This window comes from Escherichia sp. XD33, from assembly GCF_019375075.1.
Taxonomy (GTDB): Bacteria; Pseudomonadota; Gammaproteobacteria; order Enterobacterales; family Enterobacteriaceae; genus Enterobacter; species Enterobacter flexneri_A.
Genome location: NZ_JAENDM010000056.1, coordinates 1 through 23417 on the forward strand (window position 1 = coordinate 1; position 23417 = coordinate 23417).

At 52.3% G+C, this 23417-nt stretch carries 23 protein-coding genes and 1 pseudogene; 11 read left to right on the forward strand and 13 right to left on the reverse strand.

What is annotated here, in order from left to right; translation table 11 throughout:
- Positions 1-89, forward strand: an 89-nt coding sequence (locus K0778_RS21500) for an IS3 family transposase (RefSeq protein WP_071993917.1), incomplete at its 5' end; no start/stop codon positions are given.
- Positions 90-120: 31 nt separating this feature from the next.
- Here K0778_RS21500 and K0778_RS21505 read toward each other — a convergent pair.
- Positions 121-1134 (reverse strand): annotated as a pseudogene (locus tag K0778_RS21505) (autotransporter outer membrane beta-barrel domain-containing protein); the annotation flags it as partial.
- Between the two features lie 522 nt (positions 1135-1656).
- On the opposite strand from K0778_RS21505, the gene hemB reads away from it, so the two are divergent.
- Positions 1657-2631: a porphobilinogen synthase gene (hemB, locus tag K0778_RS21510; protein ID WP_001295337.1), complete on the forward strand. Its 975-nt coding sequence runs from the start codon at positions 1657-1659 to the stop codon at positions 2629-2631.
- A gap of 105 nt (positions 2632-2736) precedes the next feature.
- Here the strand turns inward: hemB and tauD are convergent, their stop codons facing one another.
- From tauD to tauA, 4 genes are read right to left on the reverse strand one after another with little or no spacing between them, the layout of a single operon-like run.
- On the reverse strand, positions 2737-3588 hold the full coding sequence (tauD, locus tag K0778_RS21515; RefSeq protein ID WP_000004049.1) for a taurine dioxygenase: 852 nt from the start codon (positions 3586-3588) through the stop codon (positions 2737-2739).
- The gene (gene tauC, locus K0778_RS21520) at positions 3585-4412 is read right to left on the reverse strand and encodes a taurine ABC transporter permease TauC (protein ID WP_000114587.1); all 828 of its coding nucleotides are present in this window, start codon (positions 4410-4412) and stop codon (positions 3585-3587) included. Before tauC ends, tauD begins: the two co-directional genes overlap by 4 nt.
- A complete protein-coding gene (gene tauB, locus K0778_RS21525; RefSeq protein ID WP_000939399.1) occupies positions 4409-5176 on the reverse strand; it encodes a taurine ABC transporter ATP-binding subunit in 768 nt (255 codons plus the stop codon). The genes tauC and tauB overlap by 4 nt, the downstream gene beginning before the upstream one ends.
- Before the next feature lie 12 nt (positions 5177-5188).
- Entirely contained in the window at positions 5189-6151 is a 963-nt protein-coding gene (gene tauA / locus K0778_RS21530; RefSeq protein ID WP_001018416.1) for a taurine ABC transporter substrate-binding protein, read from the reverse strand.
- A gap of 615 nt (positions 6152-6766) precedes the next feature.
- Between tauA and K0778_RS21535 the strand changes: the two genes are divergently transcribed.
- The 7 genes from K0778_RS21535 (at position 6767) to fghA (ending at position 12511) form a co-directional block, all read left to right on the forward strand.
- The gene (locus K0778_RS21535; protein ID WP_000362029.1) at positions 6767-7438 is read left to right on the forward strand and encodes a PIG-L deacetylase family protein; all 672 of its coding nucleotides are present in this window, start codon (positions 6767-6769) and stop codon (positions 7436-7438) included.
- Positions 7439-7447: 9 nt separating this feature from the next.
- Complete coding sequence (locus tag K0778_RS21540) at positions 7448-8644, forward strand: glycosyltransferase family 2 protein (protein WP_063084558.1); 1197 nt, start codon at positions 7448-7450, stop codon at positions 8642-8644.
- Positions 8622-9203, forward strand: coding sequence for an acetyltransferase (locus K0778_RS21545; RefSeq protein ID WP_024183734.1), 582 nt, complete (start codon positions 8622-8624; stop codon positions 9201-9203). Before K0778_RS21540 ends, K0778_RS21545 begins: the two co-directional genes overlap by 23 nt.
- Before the next feature lies 1 nt (position 9204).
- Positions 9205-9978 (forward strand): YaiO family outer membrane beta-barrel protein, encoded by a 774-nt coding sequence (locus K0778_RS21550; RefSeq protein WP_000597113.1) that lies wholly within the window; start codon positions 9205-9207, stop codon positions 9976-9978.
- 187 nt (positions 9979-10165) lie between these two features.
- Positions 10166-10441: a formaldehyde-responsive transcriptional repressor FrmR gene (gene frmR, locus K0778_RS21555; protein ID WP_001141271.1), complete on the forward strand. Its 276-nt coding sequence runs from the start codon at positions 10166-10168 to the stop codon at positions 10439-10441.
- Positions 10442-10475: 34 nt separating this feature from the next.
- The gene (frmA, locus tag K0778_RS21560; RefSeq protein ID WP_000842100.1) at positions 10476-11585 is read left to right on the forward strand and encodes an S-(hydroxymethyl)glutathione dehydrogenase; all 1110 of its coding nucleotides are present in this window, start codon (positions 10476-10478) and stop codon (positions 11583-11585) included.
- Positions 11586-11677: 92 nt separating this feature from the next.
- On the forward strand, positions 11678-12511 hold the full coding sequence (gene fghA, locus K0778_RS21565; RefSeq protein ID WP_000419042.1) for an S-formylglutathione hydrolase: 834 nt from the start codon (positions 11678-11680) through the stop codon (positions 12509-12511).
- A gap of 125 nt (positions 12512-12636) precedes the next feature.
- Here fghA and K0778_RS21570 read toward each other — a convergent pair whose 3' ends face one another.
- The 8 genes from K0778_RS21570 to K0778_RS21605 form a co-directional block, all read right to left on the reverse strand.
- Entirely contained in the window at positions 12637-13176 is a 540-nt protein-coding gene (locus K0778_RS21570) for a DUF2058 domain-containing protein (protein ID WP_001619192.1), read from the reverse strand.
- A 101-nt stretch (positions 13177-13277) separates the two neighbouring features.
- Positions 13278-14489: a 3-(3-hydroxy-phenyl)propionate transporter MhpT gene (gene mhpT / locus K0778_RS21575; RefSeq protein ID WP_000107624.1), complete on the reverse strand. Its 1212-nt coding sequence runs from the start codon at positions 14487-14489 to the stop codon at positions 13278-13280.
- Between the two features lie 375 nt (positions 14490-14864).
- On the reverse strand, positions 14865-15878 hold the full coding sequence (mhpE, locus tag K0778_RS21580) for a 4-hydroxy-2-oxovalerate aldolase (protein WP_001013494.1): 1014 nt from the start codon (positions 15876-15878) through the stop codon (positions 14865-14867).
- Positions 15875-16825 (reverse strand): acetaldehyde dehydrogenase, encoded by a 951-nt coding sequence (gene mhpF, locus K0778_RS21585; RefSeq protein WP_000044314.1) that lies wholly within the window; start codon positions 16823-16825, stop codon positions 15875-15877. The genes mhpE and mhpF overlap by 4 nt, the downstream gene beginning before the upstream one ends.
- Positions 16822-17631, reverse strand: a complete 810-nt coding sequence (gene mhpD, locus K0778_RS21590) for a 2-keto-4-pentenoate hydratase (RefSeq protein ID WP_000160710.1) — start codon at positions 17629-17631, stop codon at positions 16822-16824. The genes mhpF and mhpD overlap by 4 nt, the downstream gene beginning before the upstream one ends.
- Positions 17632-17640: 9 nt before the next feature.
- Entirely contained in the window at positions 17641-18507 is an 867-nt protein-coding gene (gene mhpC / locus K0778_RS21595; protein WP_000121898.1) for a 2-hydroxy-6-oxonona-2,4-dienedioate hydrolase, read from the reverse strand.
- 17 nt (positions 18508-18524) lie between these two features.
- The gene (gene mhpB / locus K0778_RS21600) at positions 18525-19469 is read right to left on the reverse strand and encodes a 2,3-dihydroxyphenylpropionate/2,3-dihydroxicinnamic acid 1,2-dioxygenase (protein ID WP_000543457.1); all 945 of its coding nucleotides are present in this window, start codon (positions 19467-19469) and stop codon (positions 18525-18527) included.
- A gap of 1 nt (position 19470) precedes the next feature.
- Positions 19471-21135: a bifunctional 3-(3-hydroxy-phenyl)propionate/3-hydroxycinnamic acid hydroxylase gene (locus K0778_RS21605; RefSeq protein WP_001007411.1), complete on the reverse strand. Its 1665-nt coding sequence runs from the start codon at positions 21133-21135 to the stop codon at positions 19471-19473.
- Positions 21136-21325: 190 nt separating this feature from the next.
- Here K0778_RS21605 and K0778_RS21610 point away from each other — a divergent pair, with 190 nt between their 5' ends.
- Positions 21326-22159, forward strand: coding sequence for a DNA-binding transcriptional regulator (locus K0778_RS21610; protein WP_001297745.1), 834 nt, complete (start codon positions 21326-21328; stop codon positions 22157-22159).
- A 76-nt stretch (positions 22160-22235) separates the two neighbouring features.
- Entirely contained in the window at positions 22236-23318 is a 1083-nt protein-coding gene (gene lacI, locus K0778_RS21615; RefSeq protein ID WP_000805902.1) for a DNA-binding transcriptional repressor LacI, read from the forward strand.
- Positions 23319-23417 lie beyond the last annotated feature (99 nt).

Consider the following 23417-nt stretch of genomic DNA (forward strand, 5'->3'; position numbering starts at 1 on the left):
ATATCGAATGTGATTACAATCGGTGGCGGCGGCACAGTTGGTGTGGCGGCCTCAGTCCGGAACAATTTGAAAACAAGAACCTCGCTTAGGCCTGTGTCCATATTACGTGGGTAGGATCATGCTGCCATTGTTCAGGGTCAGATCCAGGCGATCAGTACCATCCCAACCGTTAGTATCTACATCACCGTCAGCATCACGATAGCTATCACGACCATGCGGGAAGAAGTTCTCATCAAAGTTACTTGAGAAGAATACATCGCCCATCAGTGTGGAATTATCGAATGTTGCAGTGGTTTGCATTGAGTTATCAGCAGCAGGATGTGCAATAACGGCTAATGCGATATCGTCAGCGTTCCAACCTTTACCATTGTAATCGCTGGCATTACCTGTATTACCGAACCAACCAGTAGTACCTTCATCAGTCCATGAACCAGAGGTCACGGTAGAATCTTTAACAGTGATGGTGTTATTAAACACTTCGCTGCTGTTTACGCCAGTGCTGACAGTGTTGTCGTCAATATCTTCCCACTCATAACCCTGAGTCAGCGTAATACCCGCTACGTGAGAGTTATTAGTGATGGACAGATCAACTTCCTGATCCAGAGTAATAGCAGTACCAATGTTATATACGTTTACAACATGAGTATCAGCGGCATTATTGTAAGTGCCGTTATATGTGTAGTGTTCGTAGTTGTCGTCGATCGTTGAATTATCAACAGTCAGCGCCAGACGGTCATGGTAATAATCATTCGCACGTTCAGCACAATCAGTTGTCATGCACTCGGAATAAATCATACCGTGAATAGTGCTGTTTTTGATTGTCAGACTATTGGCGTTGGTATTGGTAGAAATACCGTCGTCCAGATAGTAGGTAGAAATCACGCCGTTAACAGTAGCGTTATTAATGACCGGGTAGATATCGCCGTTGTAATAACTATCAGCGGCATAGTTGTTCCAGCCTACATAACCATCATAGTAAACGTCATCAGCATAGGTGGCGTCGTTGTAGTGATGGAAAGTATTGTAAGTTTGACCAGAAATATCGTTGGTCGCTGCATTAGCCTGAGAGGTGATAGCCAGAGTGCAAGCCAATGCTAATTGTGATACTACAAGTTTCTTTTTCCAGGAGTGCATTTGTCATCCCTCCTCAGGGACGTAATAAGTTGATCCATCAATTATCAATGCATAGAAAACATATTATGTTTCGCGCTAATGATTATGCTGCGTTACAGACGAATGGTTCAATTATTCTTTCCCCTAAGTCCGAATATGGACATATATAATTTATGGAGAAAAACACGCATCAAATTGATAAAAGGACGATATTTCAACATGTTGCAGATGATGTTATTTTTGATACATACGCGTCACAAATATCACAGGCACAAACCAGATAAATATCCTATCAATATGCAACAAAGTTTTAATTATTCAATTTATAGCAGGACAACCAAACTCCAAAAATAATAACCAAGAACTATAAATAAAGATTAAAAATATTTTCAGTGAATATGAAATTATTGCTATTTCTATTACAAAGATGTCCTGGCATCTCTTCCATTCTCTTCTTGTCAACATCGCGACAACTTTCGTAAAACACTCCTGCCCCGCTTCAGGTATACTGTGCACCTTAATTCCACAAACATCAGGCAGACCATGACAGACTTAATCCAACGCCCTCGTCGCCTGCGCAAATCTCCTGCGCTGCGCGCTATGTTTGAAGAGACAACACTTAGCCTTAACGACCTGGTGTTGCCGATCTTTGTTGAAGAAGAAATTGACGACTACAAAGCCGTTGAAGCCATGCCAGGCGTGATGCGCATTCCAGAGAAACATCTGGCACGCGAAATTGAACGCATCGCCAACGCCGGTATTCGTTCCGTGATGACTTTTGGCATCTCTCACCATACCGATGAAACCGGCAGCGATGCCTGGCGGGAAGATGGACTGGTGGCGCGTATGTCGCGCATCTGCAAGCAGACCGTGCCAGAAATGATCGTCATGTCAGACACCTGCTTCTGTGAATACACTTCTCACGGTCACTGCGGTGTGCTGTGCGAGCATGGCGTCGACAACGACGCGACTCTGGAAAATTTAGGCAAGCAAGCCGTGGTTGCAGCTGCTGCAGGCGCAGACTTCATCGCCCCTTCCGCCGCGATGGATGGCCAGGTACAGGCTATTCGCCAGGCGCTGGACGCTGCAGGCTTTAAAGATACGGCGATTATGTCGTATTCGACCAAGTTCGCCTCTTCCTTTTATGGTCCGTTCCGTGAAGCTGCCGGAAGCGCATTAAAAGGCGACCGCAAAAGCTATCAGATGAACCCAATGAACCGTCGCGAGGCGATTCGTGAATCACTGCTGGATGAAGCCCAGGGCGCAGACTGCCTGATGGTTAAACCTGCTGGAGCATACCTCGACATCGTGCGTGAGCTGCGTGAACGTACTGAATTGCCGATTGGCGCGTATCAGGTGAGCGGTGAGTACGCGATGATTAAGTTCGCCGCGCTGGCGGGTGCTATAGATGAAGAGAAAGTCGTGCTCGAAAGCTTAGGTTCGATTAAGCGTGCGGGTGCGGATCTGATTTTCAGCTACTTTGCGCTGGATTTGGCTGAGAAGAAGATTCTGCGTTAATTTTTTTCCTCTCAGAAAGGGGGAGTTAACCTGTTGAAAGTACGGTGAACGCCCCCTCACCCTAACCCTCTCCCCAAGGGGGCGAGGGAACCGTCCGCACTCGTATCACCCCGCCCGATAAAACGGTTTATCCCCAAGGATCGTCGCCCGATGCATAATCCGCCGCTGTGGCAGGTAATCGGCATTGGCATAGTGCTGAGTCACGCGGTTATCCCAAATCGCAATATCATTCGGTTGCCAGCGCCAACGCACCTGAAACTCCGGTTTAGTGATATGGGCGAATAAAAAGCCTAACAAGGCTTCGCTCTCTTTCTCGCTGACATCGACAATTCGCGTAGTAAAGCCTTCATTCACAAACAGCGCCTGTTTACCGCTCACCGGATGCGTTCGCACCACCGGATGTAGCAACGGAGGATTTTTCGCGACCGCCTCGCGCCAGCGTTGATGTTCCTCCTCGGTTTTGCGGTATTTGTATTCCGGGAACGATTTACGGAAATCATGCTCCGCACGCAGCCCGCTCAGCAGCTGGCGGAAGGGAACAGAGAGCGCCTCATAGGCCGCAATACCGCTGGTCCAGAGCGTATCACCGCCGGTCGAAGGTAACTCTTTAGCTGCCAGAATCGCCCCTGCGGGTGGCGTTTCAATAAATGTCACATCGGTATGCCAGTTGTCGTTATCCGGCGGATTATCGTTATGGGTATCCAGCACGATGATCTCGTCAACCCCTTCGGCATGAGGGTAAACAGGGTGAATATGCAGTTCGCCAAAACGCTGGGCCAGCGCGCGTTGCTGCTGCGGCGTAATAGTTTGATCGCGCAGAAACACCACCTGATGGCGCAGCACCGCATGGTAAAGCTGTTCAAACTGATTATCGCTTAACGGGCGCGTCAGGTCGGCACCCGAAATTTGTGCGCCGATATACGGCCCCAGCGGGGTAATGCTCAGACGTTCACTCATTGTACTTCTCCATGCCAGGGCGTCAGACGGCGCTGTAACGCGCGCAAACCCAGTTCTAAAAGAAAGGCGATAATCGCAATCACCGCGATCCCCGCCAGCACCACGTCAGTCGCGAGAAATTCACCCGCTGACTGAACCATAAATCCTAAACCGCGCGTCGCGGCAATCAGCTCCGCCGCTACCAGCGTAGACCAGCCCACACCCAGACCAATGCGTAATCCGGTGAGGATTTCCGGCAGCGCGCCGGGCAAAATGACAAACCACAGCACCTGCGCACGGCTGGCACCCAGCGACTGGGCGGCACGAATGCGAACCTGCTGCGCGCTTTTCACCCCCGCCAGCGCCGACATCGCCACCGGTGCAAAAATCGCTAAATAGATCAGTAAGATCTTCGAGGTTTCACCAATACCAAACCAGATCACCATCAGCGGCAAATAAGCCAGCGGCGGCACCGGACGATAAAGTTCGATTACCGGATCCAGAATGCCGCGCACCGTCGGGCTTAGCCCCATGGCGATCCCGACCGGAATACCGATTACCACCGCCGCGAGTAGCGCCAGCACAATGCGCGTCAGGCTGGCGGCCAGATGCTGCCACAGCGTGGCGTCCATAAATCCCTGCGGCCCGGCAATGGTGAGCAGTTTTGCCAGTACCTGTTGCGGTGGCGGCAAAAACAGCGGGCTAATCAGTTGCAGCGCTGCGACTGCCCACCATACAGTGAGCAAAACCGCTAACGTGCCAATGCTTAAGGTCACCTGACGCGAGAGCGGCCAGCGCCATTTCAGCCGATGCGAATGCAGTTTTTCATTAATGAGCACACTCATGAGAACGCCTCCCGCTGCTCAAATACGCGGCTTAAAACATATTCGCGCATGGCGATGAATTGTGGATCGGACTTGATGCTGCGGCTCGACTCTCCCGCAACAAAGCGGCGAGCAAAGTTGAGCGGCAGCCGCTCCAGCACGCGGCCAGGGCCGGGTGAAAGCAGAACCAGTTCAGTCGCCATAAACACCGCTTCTTCTATATCGTGGGTAATCAACAGCACCTGCTTGCCCGTCTCCTGCCAGAGTTTCAGCAGCAGGGTTTGCATCTGGTCGCGGGTGAAGGCATCCAGCGCACCAAACGGTTCGTCGAGTAATAACAGCTGGGGATTTGCCGCCAGCGCGCGAGCAATGCCCACCCGCTGACGTTGACCGCCGGAGAGCTGCCAGATGTAGCGTTTTTCTGCTCCTTCCAGCCCCACTTTTTTCAGCATCTGGTGCGCGATTTCCAGTCGCTGCATTTTCTCTATACCTGCCAGTTGCAGGCCGAACGCCACGTTGTTCTGGACATTGCGCCACGGTAGCAGCCCTTCATTCTGAAAAACCACGCCGCGCTCTGCTCCCGGCCCCTCAATACGCTTACCCGCCAGTTGAATGCTGCCGTGCTGATAAGGCACAAAACCGGCAATCAGATTCAGCAGGGTGGTTTTACCGCAGCCGGACGGCCCCAGCACCACCAGTAGCTCACCGCTTTCCAGCGTCAGGTTGATATCTTCCAGTGCCGGTTTGCCGCCATAATTGGCGTAAAGATGAGAGATTTGCAGCATCTGCGCCTCCTTTTATTGCACGAAGCGCGAGGTAACGTACTGGCTGTAATCATTCGCTACAGCCGGGACCTTGCCCTGCTCTTTCAAAAACTGCGCGGTGTCGATGATCGCTTTGTTCACCGGTCCGGTCAGTTCTGCCGTTTGTTGCTGCGGCGTCAGATAGGTATTCCCCTTCACCAGCCCCGGAACGTCACCTTCAGGCACGCCGCTTAACCGCGCCAGTTTGCTGATGTTTTCCGGCTGTTTCAGCCACGCGTCTGGGTTAGCAATGTACGGTTGCTGAGCATCGATGGCGCTTTTGGCGAACGCTTTCACCACCTCAGGATGTTTCTCGGCAAAATCTTTGCGCACCACCCAGACGTCCAGCGTTGGCGCACCCCACTGCCCGACCTGTTCAGAATCGGTCAGCACTTTGCCGTCTTTTTCCAGGGCGTTAACCGCCGGTGCCCAGACATAAGCACCATCAATATCTCCCCGCTGCCATGCAGCGATAATCGCGGGCGGCTGCAGGTTCACAATCTCCACTTGCCCGGGTTTAATGCCCCAGTGTTTCAGCGCTGCCAGCAGGCTGTAGTGGGTGGTAGAGATAAACGGTACGGCGATGCGTTTGCCAATCAGATCTTCCGGTTTGCTGATAGTTTTCTTTACCACCAGCGCTTCTGAGTTACCCAGTTTTGACGCCAGCAAGAAGACTTCAATCGGCACCTGTTGGCTGGCTGCAACCGCTAACGGGCTGGAACCAAGGTTGCCGATTTGCACGTCGCCAGAAGCCAGCGCCCGCACGATGCTGGCTCCGCTGTCAAACTTACGCCAGTCCACGGTTGCTCCGCTTTCTTTAGCAAAGGTGTTGTCGGCCTGAGCCACTTTCGCCGGTTCGGCTGAGGTTTGATACGCCACGGTGACGTTCACCGCCTGTGCCTGAAAAGCGATGAATGCCAGTGCGGCAAGAAGTGTGTTTCGCGATGAAATTGCCATGATTGTCTGCTCCCCTGTCTTGTTATGGGAGCAGTATTCAGGAATAAAAACATTCATTAAAAGAATTAGTCGTTATCGCACAGATGATTTTATTCTTAGCAAAAAAACGGCTAAGGAAAGATTAAATATGCAATTACTCCGTTCTAACAATTGGGAAAATTACTACACTTCATTTTAGTGATGCATAAACAACCACATTACGAGATTTATTACTTCATTATTTCTATCAATATCAATACATATAATAAAACTATTATATTCGCATTGTATATATCACTGTATCATTCTCAATCACTCGCATATTACATTCACATAATGTATATAAACAATGCTTGTTCACAGAACATATTTTTTAAATGCAATTAATTGACAAACTAAATCACATCTAAATACAATGTATAAAACAAAATAACTATACATACCAAACATACAAACACTTAACATATGAATTGCATAGAAACATTACCCAGTCGAACCCGCGGGTCTGAAAGCCCTTGCTTTTCAGTTATTAGCAACATTTAACATTTATAAATTAACATCTGGCTGCGCCAGAGATTACGTCTCTGAGTGCATCGTTGTGCTTGTAGTATAATAAATAAAATGGAGTGTCATTAAGTGGATAAGGTTTTAGATTCAGCCCTCCTTTCTTCGGCAAATAAAAGAAAGGGTATCCTTGCTATTGGCGCACATCCTGACGATATAGAATTAGGCTGTGGCGCATCGCTTGCTCGTCTTGCGCAAAAAGGAATTTATATCGCAGCCGTGGTGATGACTACCGGCAACTCTGGCACAGATGGAATAATCGATCGCCATGAAGAATCGCGCAACGCCCTAAAGATATTAGGGTGCCACCAAACTATTCATCTTAATTTTGCTGACACCCGCGCTCATTTACAGCTCAATGATATGATTTCCGCCCTGGAAGACATCATTAAAAATCAAATTCCTTCTGATGTTGAAATCATGCGGGTATATACCATGCATGATGCCGACCGCCATCAGGATCATCTTGCTGTTTATCAAGCTTCAATGGTTGCCTGCCGAACTATTCCGCAAATTCTCGGCTACGAAACCCCAAGTACCTGGCTTTCATTTATGCCTCAGGTTTTTGAATCCGTTAAAGAAGAATATTTCACAGTCAAACTTGCTGCATTAAAAAAACATAAAAGCCAGGAACGACGTGATTATATGCGTCATGATCGCCTGCGTGCAGTTGCACAATTTCGCGGGCAACAGGTCAATAGCGATCTGGGTGAAGGCTTTGTAATTCATAAAATGATTCTTTGAGCAAATTGCATGAAAACCTGGATATTTATCTGTATGTCCATAGCAATGTTGCTATGGTTTTTAAGTACGCTAAGACGTAAACCCAGTCAAAACAAAGGCTGTATTGACGCCATTATACCTGCGTATAACGAAGGCCCGTGTCTGGCGCAGTCACTGGATAATCTACTGCGTAACCCTTATTTTTGCCGGGTAATTTGCGTTAACGACGGCTCCACGGACAATACCGAAGCGGTCATGGCGGAAGTCAAACGCAAATGGGGCGACCGCTTTGTTGCCGTCACGCAAAAAAATACCGGTAAAGGTGGTGCGCTGATGAATGGCCTCAATTACGCCACCTGCGACCAGGTTTTTTTAAGTGATGCCGACACCTATGTTCCGCCCGATCAAGACGGAATGGGCTATATGCTGGCAGAAATTGAGCGCGGTGCTGATGCCGTAGGCGGCATTCCCTCTACTGCGTTGAAAGGCGCGGGGCTGTTACCGCACATCCGCGCGACCGTAAAGTTGCCGATGATTGTTATGAAGCGCACGCTACAGCAGCTCCTGGGCGGCGCACCGTTTATTATCAGCGGTGCCTGCGGGATGTTCCGTACTGATGTATTGCGTAAGTTCGGTTTCTCGGATCGTACTAAAGTCGAAGACCTTGATCTCACCTGGACATTGGTGGCAAACGGCTACCGTATTCGGCAGGCGAATCGCTGCATCGTATATCCACAGGGATGCAACAGCCCGCGTGAGGAGTGGCGTCGTTGGCGGCGTTGGATTGTGGGCTACGCGGTCTGTATGCGCCTGCATAAAAGGCTTTTATTTAGCCGTTTCGGTATCTTCAGTATATTTCCTATGCTGTTGGTTGTGCTTTATGGCGTTGGGATTTATCTCACTACCTGGTTTAATGAATTCATCACCACCGGGCCGCATGGTGTGGTGTTGGCAATGTTTCCGCTTATCTGGGTCGGCGTAGTTTGTGTTATTGGTGCTTTTAGCGCCTGGTTTCATCGTTGCTGGTTGTTGGTGCCTTTAGCGTCGCTTTCCGTTGTGTATGTATTATTAGCTTATGCCATCTGGATTATTTATGGACTTATTGCCTTTTTTACTGGACGCGAACCTCAGCGCGACAAACCCACCCGCTATTCCGCACTGGTGGAAGCGTCAACCGCTTATTCCCAACCTTCTGTCACAGGAACTGAAAAACTATCTGAAGCTTAATGTTAAAGAGAAAAATATTCAGATTGCAGACCAGGTAATTATTGATGAAACTGCAGGTGAAGTTGTTATCGGCGCGAATACCCGTATTTGTCATGGTGCCGTTATTCAGGGTCCGGTAGTGATTGGCGCAAACTGCCTGATAGGTAATTATGCGTTTATTCGTCCTGGCACAATAATCAGCAATGGTGTAAAAATTGGTTTTGCCACCGAAATTAAAAATGCGGTTATTGAAGCGGAAGCAACGATTGGTCCGCAATGCTTTATTGCCGACTCGGTAGTTGCAAACCAGGCATATTTGGGCGCACAAGTACGTACCAGTAATCATCGTCTGGATGAACAGCCCGTGTCTGTTCGAACTCCAGAGGGAATTATCGCTACCGGATGCGATAAATTAGGTTGTTATATCGGGCAGCGTTCACGCCTTGGCGTACAAGTTATTATTTTGCCTGGGCGAATTATTTCCCCGAACACGCAACTTGGCCCGCGCGTGATTGTAGAACGTAATTTACCTACCGGAACTTATTCACTCCGACAAGAACTTATCCGTACAGGAGATTAAAATGATAAAACGGACGTTATTAGCAGCGGCCATTTTAAGCGCATTGCCCGCTTATGCCGGGTTAACTTCCATTACCGCGGGCTACGATTTTACCGATTATTCTGGCGATCATGGCAACCGTAATTTAGCGTATGCTGAACTGGTGGCGAAAGTTGAAAACGCAACGCTGCTTTTTAATCTTTCCCAGGGGCGTCGTGATTATGAAACTGAACATTTCAATGCCACTCGCGGTCAGGGTGCGGTCTGGTATAAATGGAATAACTGGCTGACAACCCGAACGGGTATTGCCTTTGCGGATAATACGCCGGTCTTTGCCCGCCAGGATTTTCGTCAGGATATTAACCTGGCCCTGTTGCCAAAAACGCTTTTCACGACCGGTTATCGCTACACTAAATATTACGATGATGTCGAAGTCGATGCCTGGCAAGGCGGCGTATCACTCTATACTGGCCCGGTGATCACCAGCTACCGCTATACCCATTATGACTCCAGCGATGCAGGTGGTAGTTATAGCAATATGATTTCCGTGCGTCTGAATGACCCGCGCGGCACTGGTTATACGCAACTATGGCTAAGCCGCGGAACAGGTGCTTACACCTATGACTGGACGCCAGAAACACGCTACGGCAGCATGAAGAGCGTCAGTCTGCAACGTATTCAACCGCTGACTGAGCAACTTAATCTCGGGCTGACGGCAGGTAAAGTGTGGTACGACACCCCAACCGATGATTATAACGGTCTGCAACTTGCAGCCCATCTGACCTGGAAATTCTGATTCCTTCTGCCGCCCGCTATCCGGGGCGGCCTTCCCTGCCGATTAGCCCCACTCCCTTTCCTCTTTGTTTTCCGACCACATTCACCGGATAAATTTTATTCTCCAGTGTTATATACTATAGGGGGGTATGCATTGACATATAGCATACCCCCCTATAGTATATTGCATGCAGATGATGAGGTGCGAAATGCCCAGTACTCCGGAAGAGAAGAAAAAGGTCCTTACTCGAGTTCGTCGTATTCGAGGGCAGATTGATGCTCTGGAACGGTCGCTGGAGGGTGATGCCGAATGCCGTGCCATACTCCAACAGATCGCTGCCGTTCGGGGCGCGGCTAATGGGCTGATGGCAGAAGTGCTTGAAAGCCATATCCGGGAAACGTTTGACCGAAATGACTGCTACAGCCGCGAAGTCAGCCAATCCGTTGACGACACTATTGAACTGGTTCGAGCCTATCTTAAATAGCTGAATCTATTACCATATTGAGGAAGAGCGAGAGATGAAATCACGTGCTGCCGTTGCATTTGCTCCCGGTAAACCGCTGGAAATCGTTGAAATTGACGTTGCACCACCGAAAAAAGGTGAAGTGCTGATTAAAGTCACCCATACCGGCGTTTGCCATACCGACGCATTTACCCTCTCCGGCGATGACCCGGAAGGTGTATTCCCGGTGGTTCTCGGTCACGAAGGGGCCGGCGTTGTGGTTGAAGTCGGTGAAGGCGTAACCAGCGTCAAACCTGGCGACCATGTGATCCCGCTTTACACCGCAGAATGCGGCGAGTGTGAGTTCTGTCGTTCCGGTAAAACTAACCTCTGTGTTGCGGTTCGCGAAACCCAGGGTAAAGGCCTGATGCCAGACGGCACCACCCGTTTTTCTTACAACGGGCAGCCGCTTTATCACTACATGGGATGCTCAACATTCAGTGAATACACCGTGGTCGCGGAAGTGTCTCTGGCAAAAATTAATCCAGAAGCAAACCATGAACACGTCTGCCTGCTGGGCTGTGGCGTGACCACCGGTATTGGCGCGGTACACAACACAGCTAAAGTCCAGCCAGGTGATTCTGTTGCCGTATTTGGTCTTGGCGCGATTGGTCTGGCAGTGGTTCAGGGCGCGCGTCAGGCGAAAGCGGGACGGATTATCGCTATCGATACCAACCCGAAGAAATTCGATCTGGCGCGTCGCTTCGGTGCTACCGACTGCATTAACCCGAATGACTACGACAAACCGATTAAAGATGTCCTGCTGGATATCAACAAATGGGGTATCGACCATACCTTTGAATGCATCGGTAACGTCAACGTGATGCGTGCGGCGCTGGAAAGTGCGCACCGCGGCTGGGGTCAATCGGTGATCATCGGGGTAGCAGGTGCCGGTCAGGAAATCTCCACCCGACCATTCCAGTTGGTCACCGGTCGCGTATGGAAAGGTTCCGCGTTTGGCGGCGTGAAAGGTCGTTCCCAGTTACCGGGCATGGTTGAAGATGCGATGAAAGGTGATATCGATCTGGAACCGTTTGTCACGCATACCATGAGCCTGGATGAAATTAATGACGCCTTCGACCTGATGCATGAAGGCAAATCCATTCGAACCGTAATTCGTTACTGATTTCCCGCTGGTTTACCCCGTCCACTTCAGACGGGGTTCTTAATACTCTCCCCGGGCAGCCGTCCGGGGGATTAACCGTGAGATAATGACTGATGGAACTCATTGAAAAACATGCCAGCTTTGGCGGCTGGCAAAATGTGTATCGGCATTATTCCCAATCACTGAAATGTGAAATGAATGTCGGCGTCTATCTCCCACCAAAAGCCGCGAATGAAAAATTGCCGGTGTTGTACTGGCTTTCAGGCCTGACTTGCAACGAGCAGAATTTCATTACTAAATCGGGGATGCAGCGTTACGCGGCTGAGCACAACATTATTGTTGTTGCGCCGGACACCAGTCCGCGAGGCAGTCATGTCGCAGATGCTGACCGTTACGATCTCGGGCAAGGTGCCGGGTTTTACCTGAACGCGACGCAAGCGCCGTGGAATGAACATTACAAAATGTATGACTATATCCGCAACGAGCTGCCGGATTTAGTGATGCATCATTTTCCGGCAACGGCCAAAAAGTCTATCTCTGGTCATTCTATGGGCGGGCTGGGCGCGCTGGTGCTGGCGTTACGTAACCCAGATGAATATGTCAGCGTCTCGGCGTTTTCGCCCATTGTCTCCCCATCGCAAGTGCCGTGGGGACAGCAAGCCTTTGCTGCATATCTTGCTGAAAATAAAGATGCCTGGTTGGATTACGACCCGGTGAGTCTTATTTCACAAGGTCAACGCGTTGCGGAAATCATGGTTGATCAGGGGTTGAGTGATGATTTTTACGCAGAACAGCTGCGGACTCCAAATCTTGAAAAGATCTGCCAGGAGATGAATATCAAGACGTTAATCCGTTATCACGAGGGTTATGATCACAGCTATTATTTTGTCTCCAGTTTTATTGGCGAGCATATTGCCTACCACGCCAATAAACTGAATATGCGTTGATAATAGTGCACGACTGCCGGATGCGGCGTGAACGCCTTATCCGGCCTACACTTCGCCCGTAAGCCGTAGGCCTGATAAGACGCGCAAAGCGTCGCATCAGGCATCTGCGCACGACTTATCTATGTTTACCACATCAAATCATCAGGCACTTTGAAGTCGGCATACGGATCGTCTTCATCCTGCTCTTCGGCACTGAGCGCGCTGTGCAACACAATACTGCTGGCATCACGCTGAGCAATTTTATCGGCAACACTGGCGGGAATAATGGTGTATTCACCTTCGCTATTGTTATCGACCAACAAGCGGGCAATCGCCAGACGACCATTAATCAACTGCGCTTGTGTGAGCTTATCGACAAAAATCTTCTTAATCAGATTGCCGTCAGTGAAGTTAAAACCAATATCGCCATTGGCAATGGTGATTCGGTTCATTTCAATGAGCTGCTTCACCTGGGCTTTATATTCTTTCGCCAACGCCGCTTGTTTTTGCTGTTCGCTAAGCTGTTTATCACGCTCAAGCTGTGCCTTTTTTTTTTCTTCTACCGCAGCCCGAGCTTCACGCGCCTGAACGCGCGATTTTTTCGCCGTTCTCTCGACCTTCGCCGCTTTTTTGCTGGTGACTAATCCTGCTTTGAGCAACTGCTCTTGTAAGGTAAGTTTTGCCATCTTTGTTTCCAAACCCGCTGAATAATTTTTAGCGAGTATACCTGTAAACGCCGTGGGTGTATTGGGGGCAACTCCCTTTCGCCCCTGCTTAATAAGGCGCGTCAGGCATCGGCACACGGCTGCATTCTTGATCTCCGACTCATCAAAATAAACACCGCCAACCCAGCAACAAGAATACCCGGTGCAGAAGCGGCCATTACGCCGACCGTGCCAGTGCCTAATGCCAGCATTTTCCCGGCCAGTAACGGACCGCTCATAGCCCCCAGACGCCCTACCGCCACGGCTGTTCCCACGCCTGTTGCGCGGATCTGCGAACTGTAAAACAATGGTGCCAGGGCATACAAAACGCTTTGCCCACCTGTCGCAAACAACCCCGCGACAAATCCCGCCAGCAACATACCGTTAAATGACGACACCGTTCCAAGCGCCAGCAGCGAAGCTAACATGCCGCTATAAATCAATAGTGACATGGTTACTGGACGCAGCTTATCCATCAATGCGCCCAACATTAACGTCCCGCTTGCCGCCCCCATTTGCAGGGCAAACATCACCCCTGCCGCCTGCGATGGCTGGAATCCTTGCTCCACCAAAAGCAGCGGTAGCCAGTTGATCAACATGTAGACCACCAGCAGAGTGAAGAAATAACACAACCACAGCAGCAGCGTCGCGGTTGCCGTTTCTGGCGCAAATAACGCACGCAGTGGTGGCGCAGCCTGTTTTTCGCCAGCGAAAACCGCCGACTCCGGCAGCCAGCGCATTAATAGCGGCACCAGAATCAACGGCACCACACCACCTACCCAAAACACCGTTTGCCATGCTAAGTTTGCCCCCGCGAAACCCAGTGTCGCCGCCAGCGCCGCGCCAATGGGAACACCGCAATACATCAGGCTCACTGCCGTCCCACGAAAACGTGGACCCGCGGCTTCAGACGTCAGGGCGATAAGATTCGGCAACGCCGCCCCCAGCCCGACACCGGTCATCAGCCGCGCAAAGACCAGTGAGGGGAAATCCCAGGCAATCGCCGTTGCCAGTGAGAACAAACCAAACAGCGCAACTGAGCCAATCAAAATACGCTTACGACCATAACGGTCCGCCAGCATTCCGCCAACCAACGCGCCGGGTAGCAAACCGAGTATTCCGGCGCTAAATATCCAGCCCATTTGCATTTTATCGAGTGCGAAAGCCTGGGCGATGCCACCCGCCGCAATGCCAGCCGCCTGAAGATCCAGCCCTTCCATCAGAGCGACCAAAAAACAAAGCCCGATGGTCAGCATCAGGCGGGATGAAGATGATGAAGGGGTACGAGTCGACATAAGATGAACCTCGTTGCGAGTGCAGGTGAATCGCGACTGATACATTGCCAGCCGCGTAATCAGAACTATTTAATGACTGCCTACGGGCGAAATGTAGGCCGGACAAGACGTTTATCGCATCCGGCAGTCGTGCGCAGATGCCTGATGCGACGCTTGCGCGTCTTATCAGGCCTACAAATTCCCGCGCCATCCGTAGGCCGGATAAGGCGTTTACGCCGCATCCGGCAGTCGTGCGCAGATGCCTGATGCGACGCTAACGCGTCTTATCAGGCCTACAAATTCTCGCGCCATCCGTAGGCCGGACAAGACGTTCACGCCGCATCCGGCAGTCGTGCTGGGATGGGCATACAAAATGCACATTCTCGGCAGTCAATATTATTTGTTGTTGCGCAGATCCAGCGCCACGTCGACGATCATATCCTCCTGGCCGCCAACCATCCGGCGTTTGCCCAGCTCAACGAGAATATCCACCGCGCTTAAGCCATAACGCGCCGCCGCCGTTTCACAGTGACGCAGGAAGCTGGAGTAAACACCAGCGTATCCCAGCGCCAGCGTTTCGCGATCGACTCGTACCGGTCGATCCTGCAACGGACGCACCAGGTCGTCAGCGGCATCCATTAACGCATAGAGATCGGTCCCATGCTGCCAGCCCAGTTTATCCGCGGCGGCAATAAATACTTCCAGCGGCGCGTTACCTGCGCCCGCGCCCATTCCCGCGAGGCTGGCGTCGATTCGGTCGCAGCCCTCTTCCACCGCCTCGATAGAGTTCGCCACGCCAAGACTCAGGTTATGGTGAGCGTGCATGCCGGTTTGCGTTTCTGGTTTCAACACTGCTTTCAGGGCGCGGAAACGGTCACGGATATCGCTCATGTTCATCGCACCGCCAGAATCCACCACATAAATACAGGTCGCACCGTAGCCTTCCATCAGCTTTGCCTGCTTTGCGAGATTCTCTGGCGTGGTCATATGGCTCATCATCAGAAAACCAACGGTGTCCATTCCGAGCTCGCGGGCATACTGAATATGCTGGGCGGAAACATCAGCTTCGGTACAGTGCGTAGCCACACGAACCACCCGCGCGCCAGCTTGCCAGGCATTTTTCAGATCGTGAATAGTGCCGATTCCTGGCAGCAACAACGTCGCGATTTTGGCGTGCTTCACCACATCCGCCGCTGCTTCAATCCATTCAAGGTCGCTATGTGCGCCGAAACCATAGTTAAAGCTGGAACCCTGCAAACCGTCGCCGTGGGCCACTTCAATCGAATCCACGTGGGCATCGTCCAGTGCTTTGGCAATCTGGCGAACGTTTTCCAGCGAATACTGATGACGAATGGCGTGCATACCGTCACGCAACGTGACGTCCGAGATATAAAGTTTTTTACCGTTCATGCCGCTTCTCCTGCCTTGCGCGCCAGTGACTGGGCCATTTTTTCCGCTGTCGCCAGCGCACTGGAAGTCATAATGTCGAGGTTGCCCGCATAGGCAGGCAGATAATGCGCTGCGCCTTCGACTTCCAGCCAGACCGCTGTTTTCAGTCCGGAGAATTGCCCCACGCCCGGTAAATTGACCGGTTTATCCTGCGGGATAACTTCAAACTGCACGCGCTGTTTCAGGCGATAACCCGGTACGTAAGCCTGCACCGCCTCAGCCATTTCATTGATTGAGGCTTCGATATCATCTTGTGAAGCTTCGTCGCTCAATACATACACCGTGTCACGCATCATCAACGGTGGCTCTGCTGGGTTAAGCACAATAATCGCCTTCCCTTTTGCCGCGCCGCCCACCACTTCAATGGCTCGGGAAGTGGTTTCCGTAAATTCATCGATATTGGCACGCGTGCCAGGTCCGGCAGATTTACTGGCGATAGAAGCGATAATTTCGGCGTAATGAACACGCGCCACGCGTGAAACTGCCGCCACCATTGGAATGGTGGCCTGGCCGCCGCAGGTGACCATGTTGACGTTCAGTTGATCGACGTTCGCCTCGAGGTTAACCACCGGCACGCAGTAAGGGCCGATGGCAGCAGGCGTCAGGTCAATTAAGCGAATATCCGGTTTCGCTTCGCGTAAAGCGGCATCGTTTTTCACATGAGCACCGGCGCTGGTCGCATCAAATACAATGTCGATATCAGCAAATTCAGGCATGTTCATCAGTCCGATCACCCCTTCATGGGTGGTGGCGACGCCCATACGTCTGGCGCGCGCCAGACCGTCGGACTGAGGATCAATGCCAACCATCACCGCCATCTCCAGATGCTGACCGTGACGCAAAATTTTAATCATCAGATCGGTGCCAATGTTGCCAGAACCGATAATGGCGACTTTACGCTTACTCATGACAGACTTCCTTTTGGGGCTGCGCTTGAAAATGTCGCAGCAACTGAACCTATGCCTTCAATATGGGCTTCAAAACGATCGCCCGCATTCACCGCCACCATCGGACCTAATGCCCCGGTAAGAATGATATCTCCGGTGCGCAGCGGTTCACCCAGACTGGCCATTTTGCGTGCCAGCCAGACGGCCGCATTAAGCGGATGTCCCAGGCATTCGCTGCCGCGCCCGCTAGAAACCTCTTCGTTATTACGCGTCATCTTCATGGCGCAGTTTTTCAGGTCTAACCCCGCCGGACGTTGCGCCGGACCGCCGATGACATACACCCCACAGGAGGCGTTATCTGCCACGGTATCGACAAACTGAATCGACCAGTCGCGAATGCGGCTCCCCACCACTTCCAGCGCCGGAAGTACCCATTCAATGGCGTTATACAATTCGTCGAAGGTGATATCGGTTGCGGGCAAATCGCGGTTCAACACCAGTGCGATCTCCGCTTCAATGCGGGGTTGCAGAACACGGGAAAAAGGAATGATTTCGTTATCGCCATAACACATGTCGGCAAATAACGTCCCAAAATCCGGTTGATCAACGCCCAGTTGTTGTTGCACTTTCGGATGTGTCAGGCCCACTTTACGCCCTACCACGCGACGCCCCTGCGCAACGTCATGTTGCACATTTATGTGCTGAATGGCGTAAGCCGCTTCAGCGTTATCGATACCAATCAGATCGCGCAGCGGTGCAATCGCTTCGCCCTGCTCTGCGGCGCGGCGTAAATCCGCCGCCAGTTGCTCAAGAGTATGCTTCGTCATGACCATTCCTTAAGGGCGTGCGAGGAAATTCAGCACCAGTTGATTGAAAGCGTCGGCATGTTCCCACTGCGCCCAGTGACCACAGTCGCGGAAGATATGCAGTTCAGAACCGGCAATGCCGGACAGCAGACGCAGACCCGCATCCATCGGCACAAAGCGGTCGTTGCGCCCCCAGACAATCAGGGTTTGCGCTTTGATTTCCGCCAGACGTGGGCCAAAATCCGGGAACTGTTTCGGATTGGCTTCCAGGCTCTTAACAAAGTTTTCCAGGTGATCGCGGCGCGACAGCATATTATTCAGGCGCGCTTCAAACAGGGCGTCGGTCAAATCGCTGGTATCGAAAACGAAGATATCCATCATCAGCTTCAGGTTTTCGATAGTCGGCTGACGATAAAGCTGATTCAGTCGCTTAATACCTTCGGTTGGCATCGGCGTAAACAAACTCATGCCGCCCGTACCGCCGCCCATCAGCACCAGTTTGCCGACGCGCTCCGGCCAGTTAAGGGTGAACGCCACAGAACTATGGCCGCCCATCGAGTTGCCCAGAAGGTGGATTTTGGCGATATCCAGTTGATCCACCACGCTTTTCAGGATTCGTGCATTAAGATCCGATCGTGAACCACTATTAACGATCGAATCGCTTTTGCCCCAACCCGGACAATCCAGCAGGATTACCCGATAGCCCGCCTCTACCAGCGGATCGATATTGCGGCTGAAGTTCGCCCAGCCAGTAGCACCCGGGCCGGAACCATGCAGCAGGACAACGGTTTCGTCGCCTTGTCCGCAGTCATTAAAATGGATGCGCAGCGTTTTACCCGCTTCTTCTACATTCAGAAAACGGCTGGTGGCGGCTTCGGTTTGTGGCTGATAACTCATCATCTTCTCCTGCATATTCAGTTCTCTGTTCTGGCGCTTAACGAGCCAAATCCGGCAATCCACTCCGGGATTGGGCGGTAATAACGCCCTTCGCTACGCCAGTTGCCAAATGCAGAAATAGCGGCAAAAGCGGCGACCCAGGTTTTGATTTCATGTGTCGACTTTCCGGCAATGGCGGAAAGCTCTTCGTTACTGACGGCATCCAGTTCCTGTATGCGTCCCTGCTCCAGCAAAGTCATGAACTGGTTATCCCAAATCGGGTTGAGCGGATGCAGAGTTCTCTGATCCTCAACAAACTTCTCAGCGGCGCTAATCACCCGTTGCTGACGCAATTCGCGCTCACTGGCGGGTAAATCTTTCCCGCTCCCCAACAGACGGTCGCGCATATGGGCATCGGCTTTCGCCAGTTCGGGCACCGGCGGCTGATGGGAAAGCCCACCGGAACCCAGGAACAGCACGCGTTTATTGAGAGTGCTGGTGAAACGTCCAATGGCTTCACCCAACATGCGGGTACGCTGGAAACCGGGCAGCGGCGTGGCGACACCGTTGATGAACACAGGCAGAACTGGCACCTTATCCAGCCCGCCGAGTAGGAACTCCAGTGGCTGGGCGAACCCGTGGTCCACCTGCATACAGTAAGAAACGGCAAGATCGATCCCGCTCTTCATGACGGCATGCGCACAGGCCTCCGCCAGCTCCACAGGCACGGGCAGCTCTCCTGCCGCACTGCCGAAATCACCAATTGCCGTCGCTCCAACGCCTAAACAGAACGGTGGCATCACGTCATAGAAAAAGCCGTTGTAGTGATCTGGCGCAAACAGCACCACCAGTTCAGGGGAGAAAGCCGCAATACGCTCGCGGGCGCTGGCAATCACGCCATTGACCTCATCGAGTACCTCTTGTGCCGGGTCGACATACCCCACCAGCGGCGAGTGGGAAAGACAATGAAGATAAGCGTGCATATCAGGCTACCTTTTCGACAGAAACGTCGGCATCAGGGCGGGTCAGCGTCATCACCGACGCCAGTTTATTCAGGGTCTTGCCCAGGGTTTGCGGAATGGCGGTGGCGGCAACAAAGCGATCCGGGCGCATCACCACCAGCGAAGCATTGTGTTGTGCGAACCAGCTACGCAGACGACCTTGCGTATCGCCCACGCGTAGCACGCCGTCGTGGTTATCCTGTGCCGTATGAATTTGCACTTCCGGCACCACCTGAATAAAGCGTGTGCCCAACGCGCGCCACTGCTGGATTTGCTCGTCGCTCATCCCCCACAGTGGATTGCATCCCCAGCCAATTACCGCGAAGTTCGCGCCGATCGCGTTATCGAGCAGCGTCACGTCGCCGTTTTCCAGCGTGACTTTCGGCTGAATAAACATCTTGCCGACCGGAGAGTGCTTCGCTTCGCCCTCACGTACCAGCGCACCGCCGTAATATTGCGGCATCGGCTTGAAGCGCATTTCGAGGAAGTAGCGTTTTACTGGCGGCAGATAATTCAGCAGCCAGGAAACGCCGTCACGTAACGTACCCTGCCAGCGTTTCGGTGGAGCCAGCACGTTGCCCGCCGTCACGGACAGGTCAATCATCGCTTTGGCGTGATCGCGACGTTCTTGTTGATAGGTATTGAGCAGCGCATCGCGGGCTTTCCCCTGGATAACCAACGCCAGTTTCCATGCGAGGTTAAAGGCGTCGCGCATACCACTGTTATAGCCCTGCCCCTGCCACACCGGCATGATGTGCGCGGCATCGCCCGCCAGCAGTACGCGATCAATACGGAAACGTTGCGCCAGTCGCGCGTTGTGGGTGTAGACACGCTGGCGAATCAATTCAACATTGTCCGGATTAGGCAGCACTTTGCTTAACAGCTTGCGCATATTTTGCGGCTCACGCAGCTGTTCTTCGGTTTCTCCTGGCATCACCATAAATTCAAAGCGACGTACCGCATGAGGTAGCGCGGCAGAAACATACGGGCGCACCGGATCGCAACACAAATAGATATGCGGCGTACTTAACGGATCGTTGGCGATATCTACCACAATCCACTGATTTGGCGCAGTTTTACCTTCAAACGGCACATTCAGGGTGCGACGGACAAAACTTGCCCCACCATCACAGGCCACCAGCCACTGGGCTTTGACTATTTCCCGCTGCCCTTCTGCCGTTTTCAGGTGCAAGGTCACTTCGTCATCTTGCTGACTGAAGGCCTCCAGCTCGCGGGAAAACAAGCAGCGCACATTCGGAAAACGCGACACCCCTTCCAGCATCACCGCATCGACCTGCGGCTGAATAAAGGCGTTACGGCGCGGCCAGCCAAATTCATCGGTCATTGGCTGAATATCAGCAAAACAGCGGCCTTTCGGGGTGAGAAAACGCATCGCGTGCCACGGCGTAGTGTGCGGCAGAACATCATCGACCAGGCCGACCGACTGCATGGTGCGCAGCGCCTCGTCATCAATACCAATCGCACGCGGGTAGTCGATCAACTTATCGAGTTTCTCCACCACCAGCACGTCAATGCCCATCTGGCCGAGATAGTTCGCCATCATCAGCCCAACCGGGCCGGCACCAGCGATCGCCACCTGAACGCTATGGTTAACAGCAGGCTGGATGTCAGGGTGTTGTATTGCCATTTCAGTACCTCACGACTCGGACAAAATGTCGTTGCGCGCACAGTACAGCGCAACTTATTTTGTTAAAAACATGTAAATGATTTTTTATTGTGCGCTCAGTATAGGAAGGGTGTTTTCGGCTACAATCAAAACATGCCCGAATGTGCACCAGGTGCACCACGTTGTTTTAACTATAGAAATGTCAATTAATATGCAGAACAATGAGCAGACGGAATACAAAACCGTGCGCGGCTTAACCCGCGGTCTAATGTTATTAAATATGTTAAATAAACTTGATGGCGGTGCCAGCGTCGGGCTGCTGGCGGAACTCAGCGGCCTGCATCGCACCACTGTGCGGCGACTGCTGGAGACGCTGCAGGAAGAGGGATATGTCCGCCGTAGCCCCTCCGATGATAGTTTTCGACTGACCATCAAAGTGCGGCAATTAAGCGAAGGATTTCGTGACGAACAGTGGATTTCTGCACTGGCGGCCCCACTGCTGGGCGATCTGTTGCGCGAAGTGGTATGGCCGACAGATGTGTCCACGCTGGATGTTGATGCAATGGTGGTACGCGAAACCACTCACCGTTTCAGCCGCTTATCCTTTCACCGGGCAATGGTCGGGCGACGTTTGCCGCTTCTGAAAACCGCCTCGGGCCTGACCTGGCTGGCCTTTTGCCCGGAACAAGACCGCAAGGAATTAATCGAAATGTTAGCCTCCCGCCCCGGTGATGACTATCAACTGGCACGGGAACCGTTAAAGCTGGAAGCCATTCTGGCGCGCGCGCGCAAAGAGGGTTACGGACAGAACTACCGCGGCTGGGATCAGGAGGAGAAGATCGCCTCTATCGCCGTACCGCTGCGCAGTGAACAACGGGTGATTGGCTGTCTGAATCTGGTGTATATGGCGAGCGCGATGACCATCGAACAGGCGGCAGAAAAACATCTTCCGGCGCTACAACGGGTAGCAAAACAGATTGAAGAAGGGGTTGAATCGCAGGCTATTCTGGTGGCCGGACGGCGAAGCGGCGTGCATTTACGTTGACACCATCGAATGGCGCAAAACCTTTCGCGGTATGGCATGATAGCGCCCGGAAGAGAGTCAATTCAGGGTGGTGAATGTGAAACCAGTAACGCTATACGATGTCGCAGAGTATGCCGGTGTCTCTTATCAGACCGTTTCCCGCGTGGTGAACCAGGCCAGCCACGTTTCTGCGAAAACGCGGGAAAAAGTGGAAGCGGCGATGGCGGAGCTGAATTACATTCCCAACCGCGTGGCACAACAACTGGCGGGCAAACAGTCGTTGCTGATTGGCGTTGCCACCTCCAGTCTGGCCCTGCACGCGCCGTCGCAAATTGTCGCGGCGATTAAATCTCGCGCCGATCAACTGGGTGCCAGCGTGGTGGTGTCGATGGTAGAACGAAGCGGCGTCGAAGCCTGTAAAGCGGCGGTGCACAATCTTCTCGCGCAACGCGTCAGTGGGCTGATCATTAACTATCCGCTGGATGACCAGGATGCCATTGCTGTGGAAGCTGCCTGCACTAATGTTCCGGCGTTATTTCTTGATGTCTCTGACCAGACACCCATCAACAGTATTATTTTCTCCCATGAAGACGGTACGCGACTGGGCGTGGAGCATCTGGTCGCATTGGGTCACCAGCAAATCGCGCTGTTAGCGGGCCCATTAAGTTCTGTCTCGGCGCGTCTGCGTCTGGCTGGCTGGCATAAATATCTCACTCGCAATCAAATTCAGCCGATAGCGGAACGGGAAGGCGACTGGAGTGCCATGTCCGGTTTTCAACAAACCATGCAAATGCTGAATGAGGGCATCGTTCCCACTGCGATGCTGGTTGCCAACGATCAGATGGCGCTGGGCGCAATGCGCGCCATTACCGAGTCCGGGCTGCGCGTTGGTGCGGATATCTCGGTAGTGGGATACGACGATACCGAAGACAGCTCATGTTATATCCCGCCGTTAACCACCATCAAACAGGATTTTCGCCTGCTGGGGCAAACCAGCGTGGACCGCTTGCTGCAACTCTCTCAGGGCCAGGCGGTGAAGGGCAATCAGCTGTTGCCCGTCTCACTGGTGAAAAGAAAAACCACCCTGGCGCCCAATACGCAAACCGCCTCTCCCCGCGCGTTGGCCGATTCATTAATGCAGCTGGCACGACAGGTTTCCCGACTGGAAAGCGGGCAGTGAGCGCAACGCAATTAATGTGAGTTAGCTCACTCATTAGGCACCCCAGGCTTTACACTTTATGCTTCCGGCTCGTATGTTGTGTGAAATTGTGAGCGGATA

Coding starts and splice junctions, on each gene's coding strand:
- mhpB (WP_000543457.1), bottom strand. CDS start 19,469: ATGCACGCTTATCTTCATTGTCTTTCCCACTCGCCGCTGGTGGGGTAT.
- fghA (WP_000419042.1), top strand. CDS start 11,678: ATGGAACTCATTGAAAAACATGCCAGCTTTGGCGGCTGGCAAAATGTG.
- tauC (WP_000114587.1), bottom strand. CDS start 4,412: ATGAGTGTGCTCATTAATGAAAAACTGCATTCGCATCGGCTGAAATGG.
- K0778_RS21610 (WP_001297745.1), top strand. CDS start 21,326: ATGCAGAACAATGAGCAGACGGAATACAAAACCGTGCGCGGCTTAACC.
- frmA (WP_000842100.1), top strand. CDS start 10,476: ATGAAATCACGTGCTGCCGTTGCATTTGCTCCCGGTAAACCGCTGGAA.
- hemB (WP_001295337.1), top strand. CDS start 1,657: ATGACAGACTTAATCCAACGCCCTCGTCGCCTGCGCAAATCTCCTGCG.
- mhpC (WP_000121898.1), bottom strand. CDS start 18,507: ATGAGTTATCAGCCACAAACCGAAGCCGCCACCAGCCGTTTTCTGAAT.
- K0778_RS21550 (WP_000597113.1), top strand. CDS start 9,205: ATGATAAAACGGACGTTATTAGCAGCGGCCATTTTAAGCGCATTGCCC.
- tauB (WP_000939399.1), bottom strand. CDS start 5,176: ATGCTGCAAATCTCTCATCTTTACGCCAATTATGGCGGCAAACCGGCA.
- tauA (WP_001018416.1), bottom strand. CDS start 6,151: ATGGCAATTTCATCGCGAAACACACTTCTTGCCGCACTGGCATTCATC.
- frmR (WP_001141271.1), top strand. CDS start 10,166: ATGCCCAGTACTCCGGAAGAGAAGAAAAAGGTCCTTACTCGAGTTCGT.
- K0778_RS21570 (WP_001619192.1), bottom strand. CDS start 13,176: ATGGCAAAACTTACCTTACAAGAGCAGTTGCTCAAAGCAGGATTAGTC.
- mhpT (WP_000107624.1), bottom strand. CDS start 14,489: ATGTCGACTCGTACCCCTTCATCATCTTCATCCCGCCTGATGCTGACC.
- tauD (WP_000004049.1), bottom strand. CDS start 3,588: ATGAGTGAACGTCTGAGCATTACCCCGCTGGGGCCGTATATCGGCGCA.
- mhpE (WP_001013494.1), bottom strand. CDS start 15,878: ATGAACGGTAAAAAACTTTATATCTCGGACGTCACGTTGCGTGACGGT.
- mhpD (WP_000160710.1), bottom strand. CDS start 17,631: ATGACGAAGCATACTCTTGAGCAACTGGCGGCGGATTTACGCCGCGCC.
- K0778_RS21605 (WP_001007411.1), bottom strand. CDS start 21,135: ATGGCAATACAACACCCTGACATCCAGCCTGCTGTTAACCATAGCGTT.
- mhpF (WP_000044314.1), bottom strand. CDS start 16,825: ATGAGTAAGCGTAAAGTCGCCATTATCGGTTCTGGCAACATTGGCACC.
- K0778_RS21540 (WP_063084558.1), top strand. CDS start 7,448: ATGAAAACCTGGATATTTATCTGTATGTCCATAGCAATGTTGCTATGG.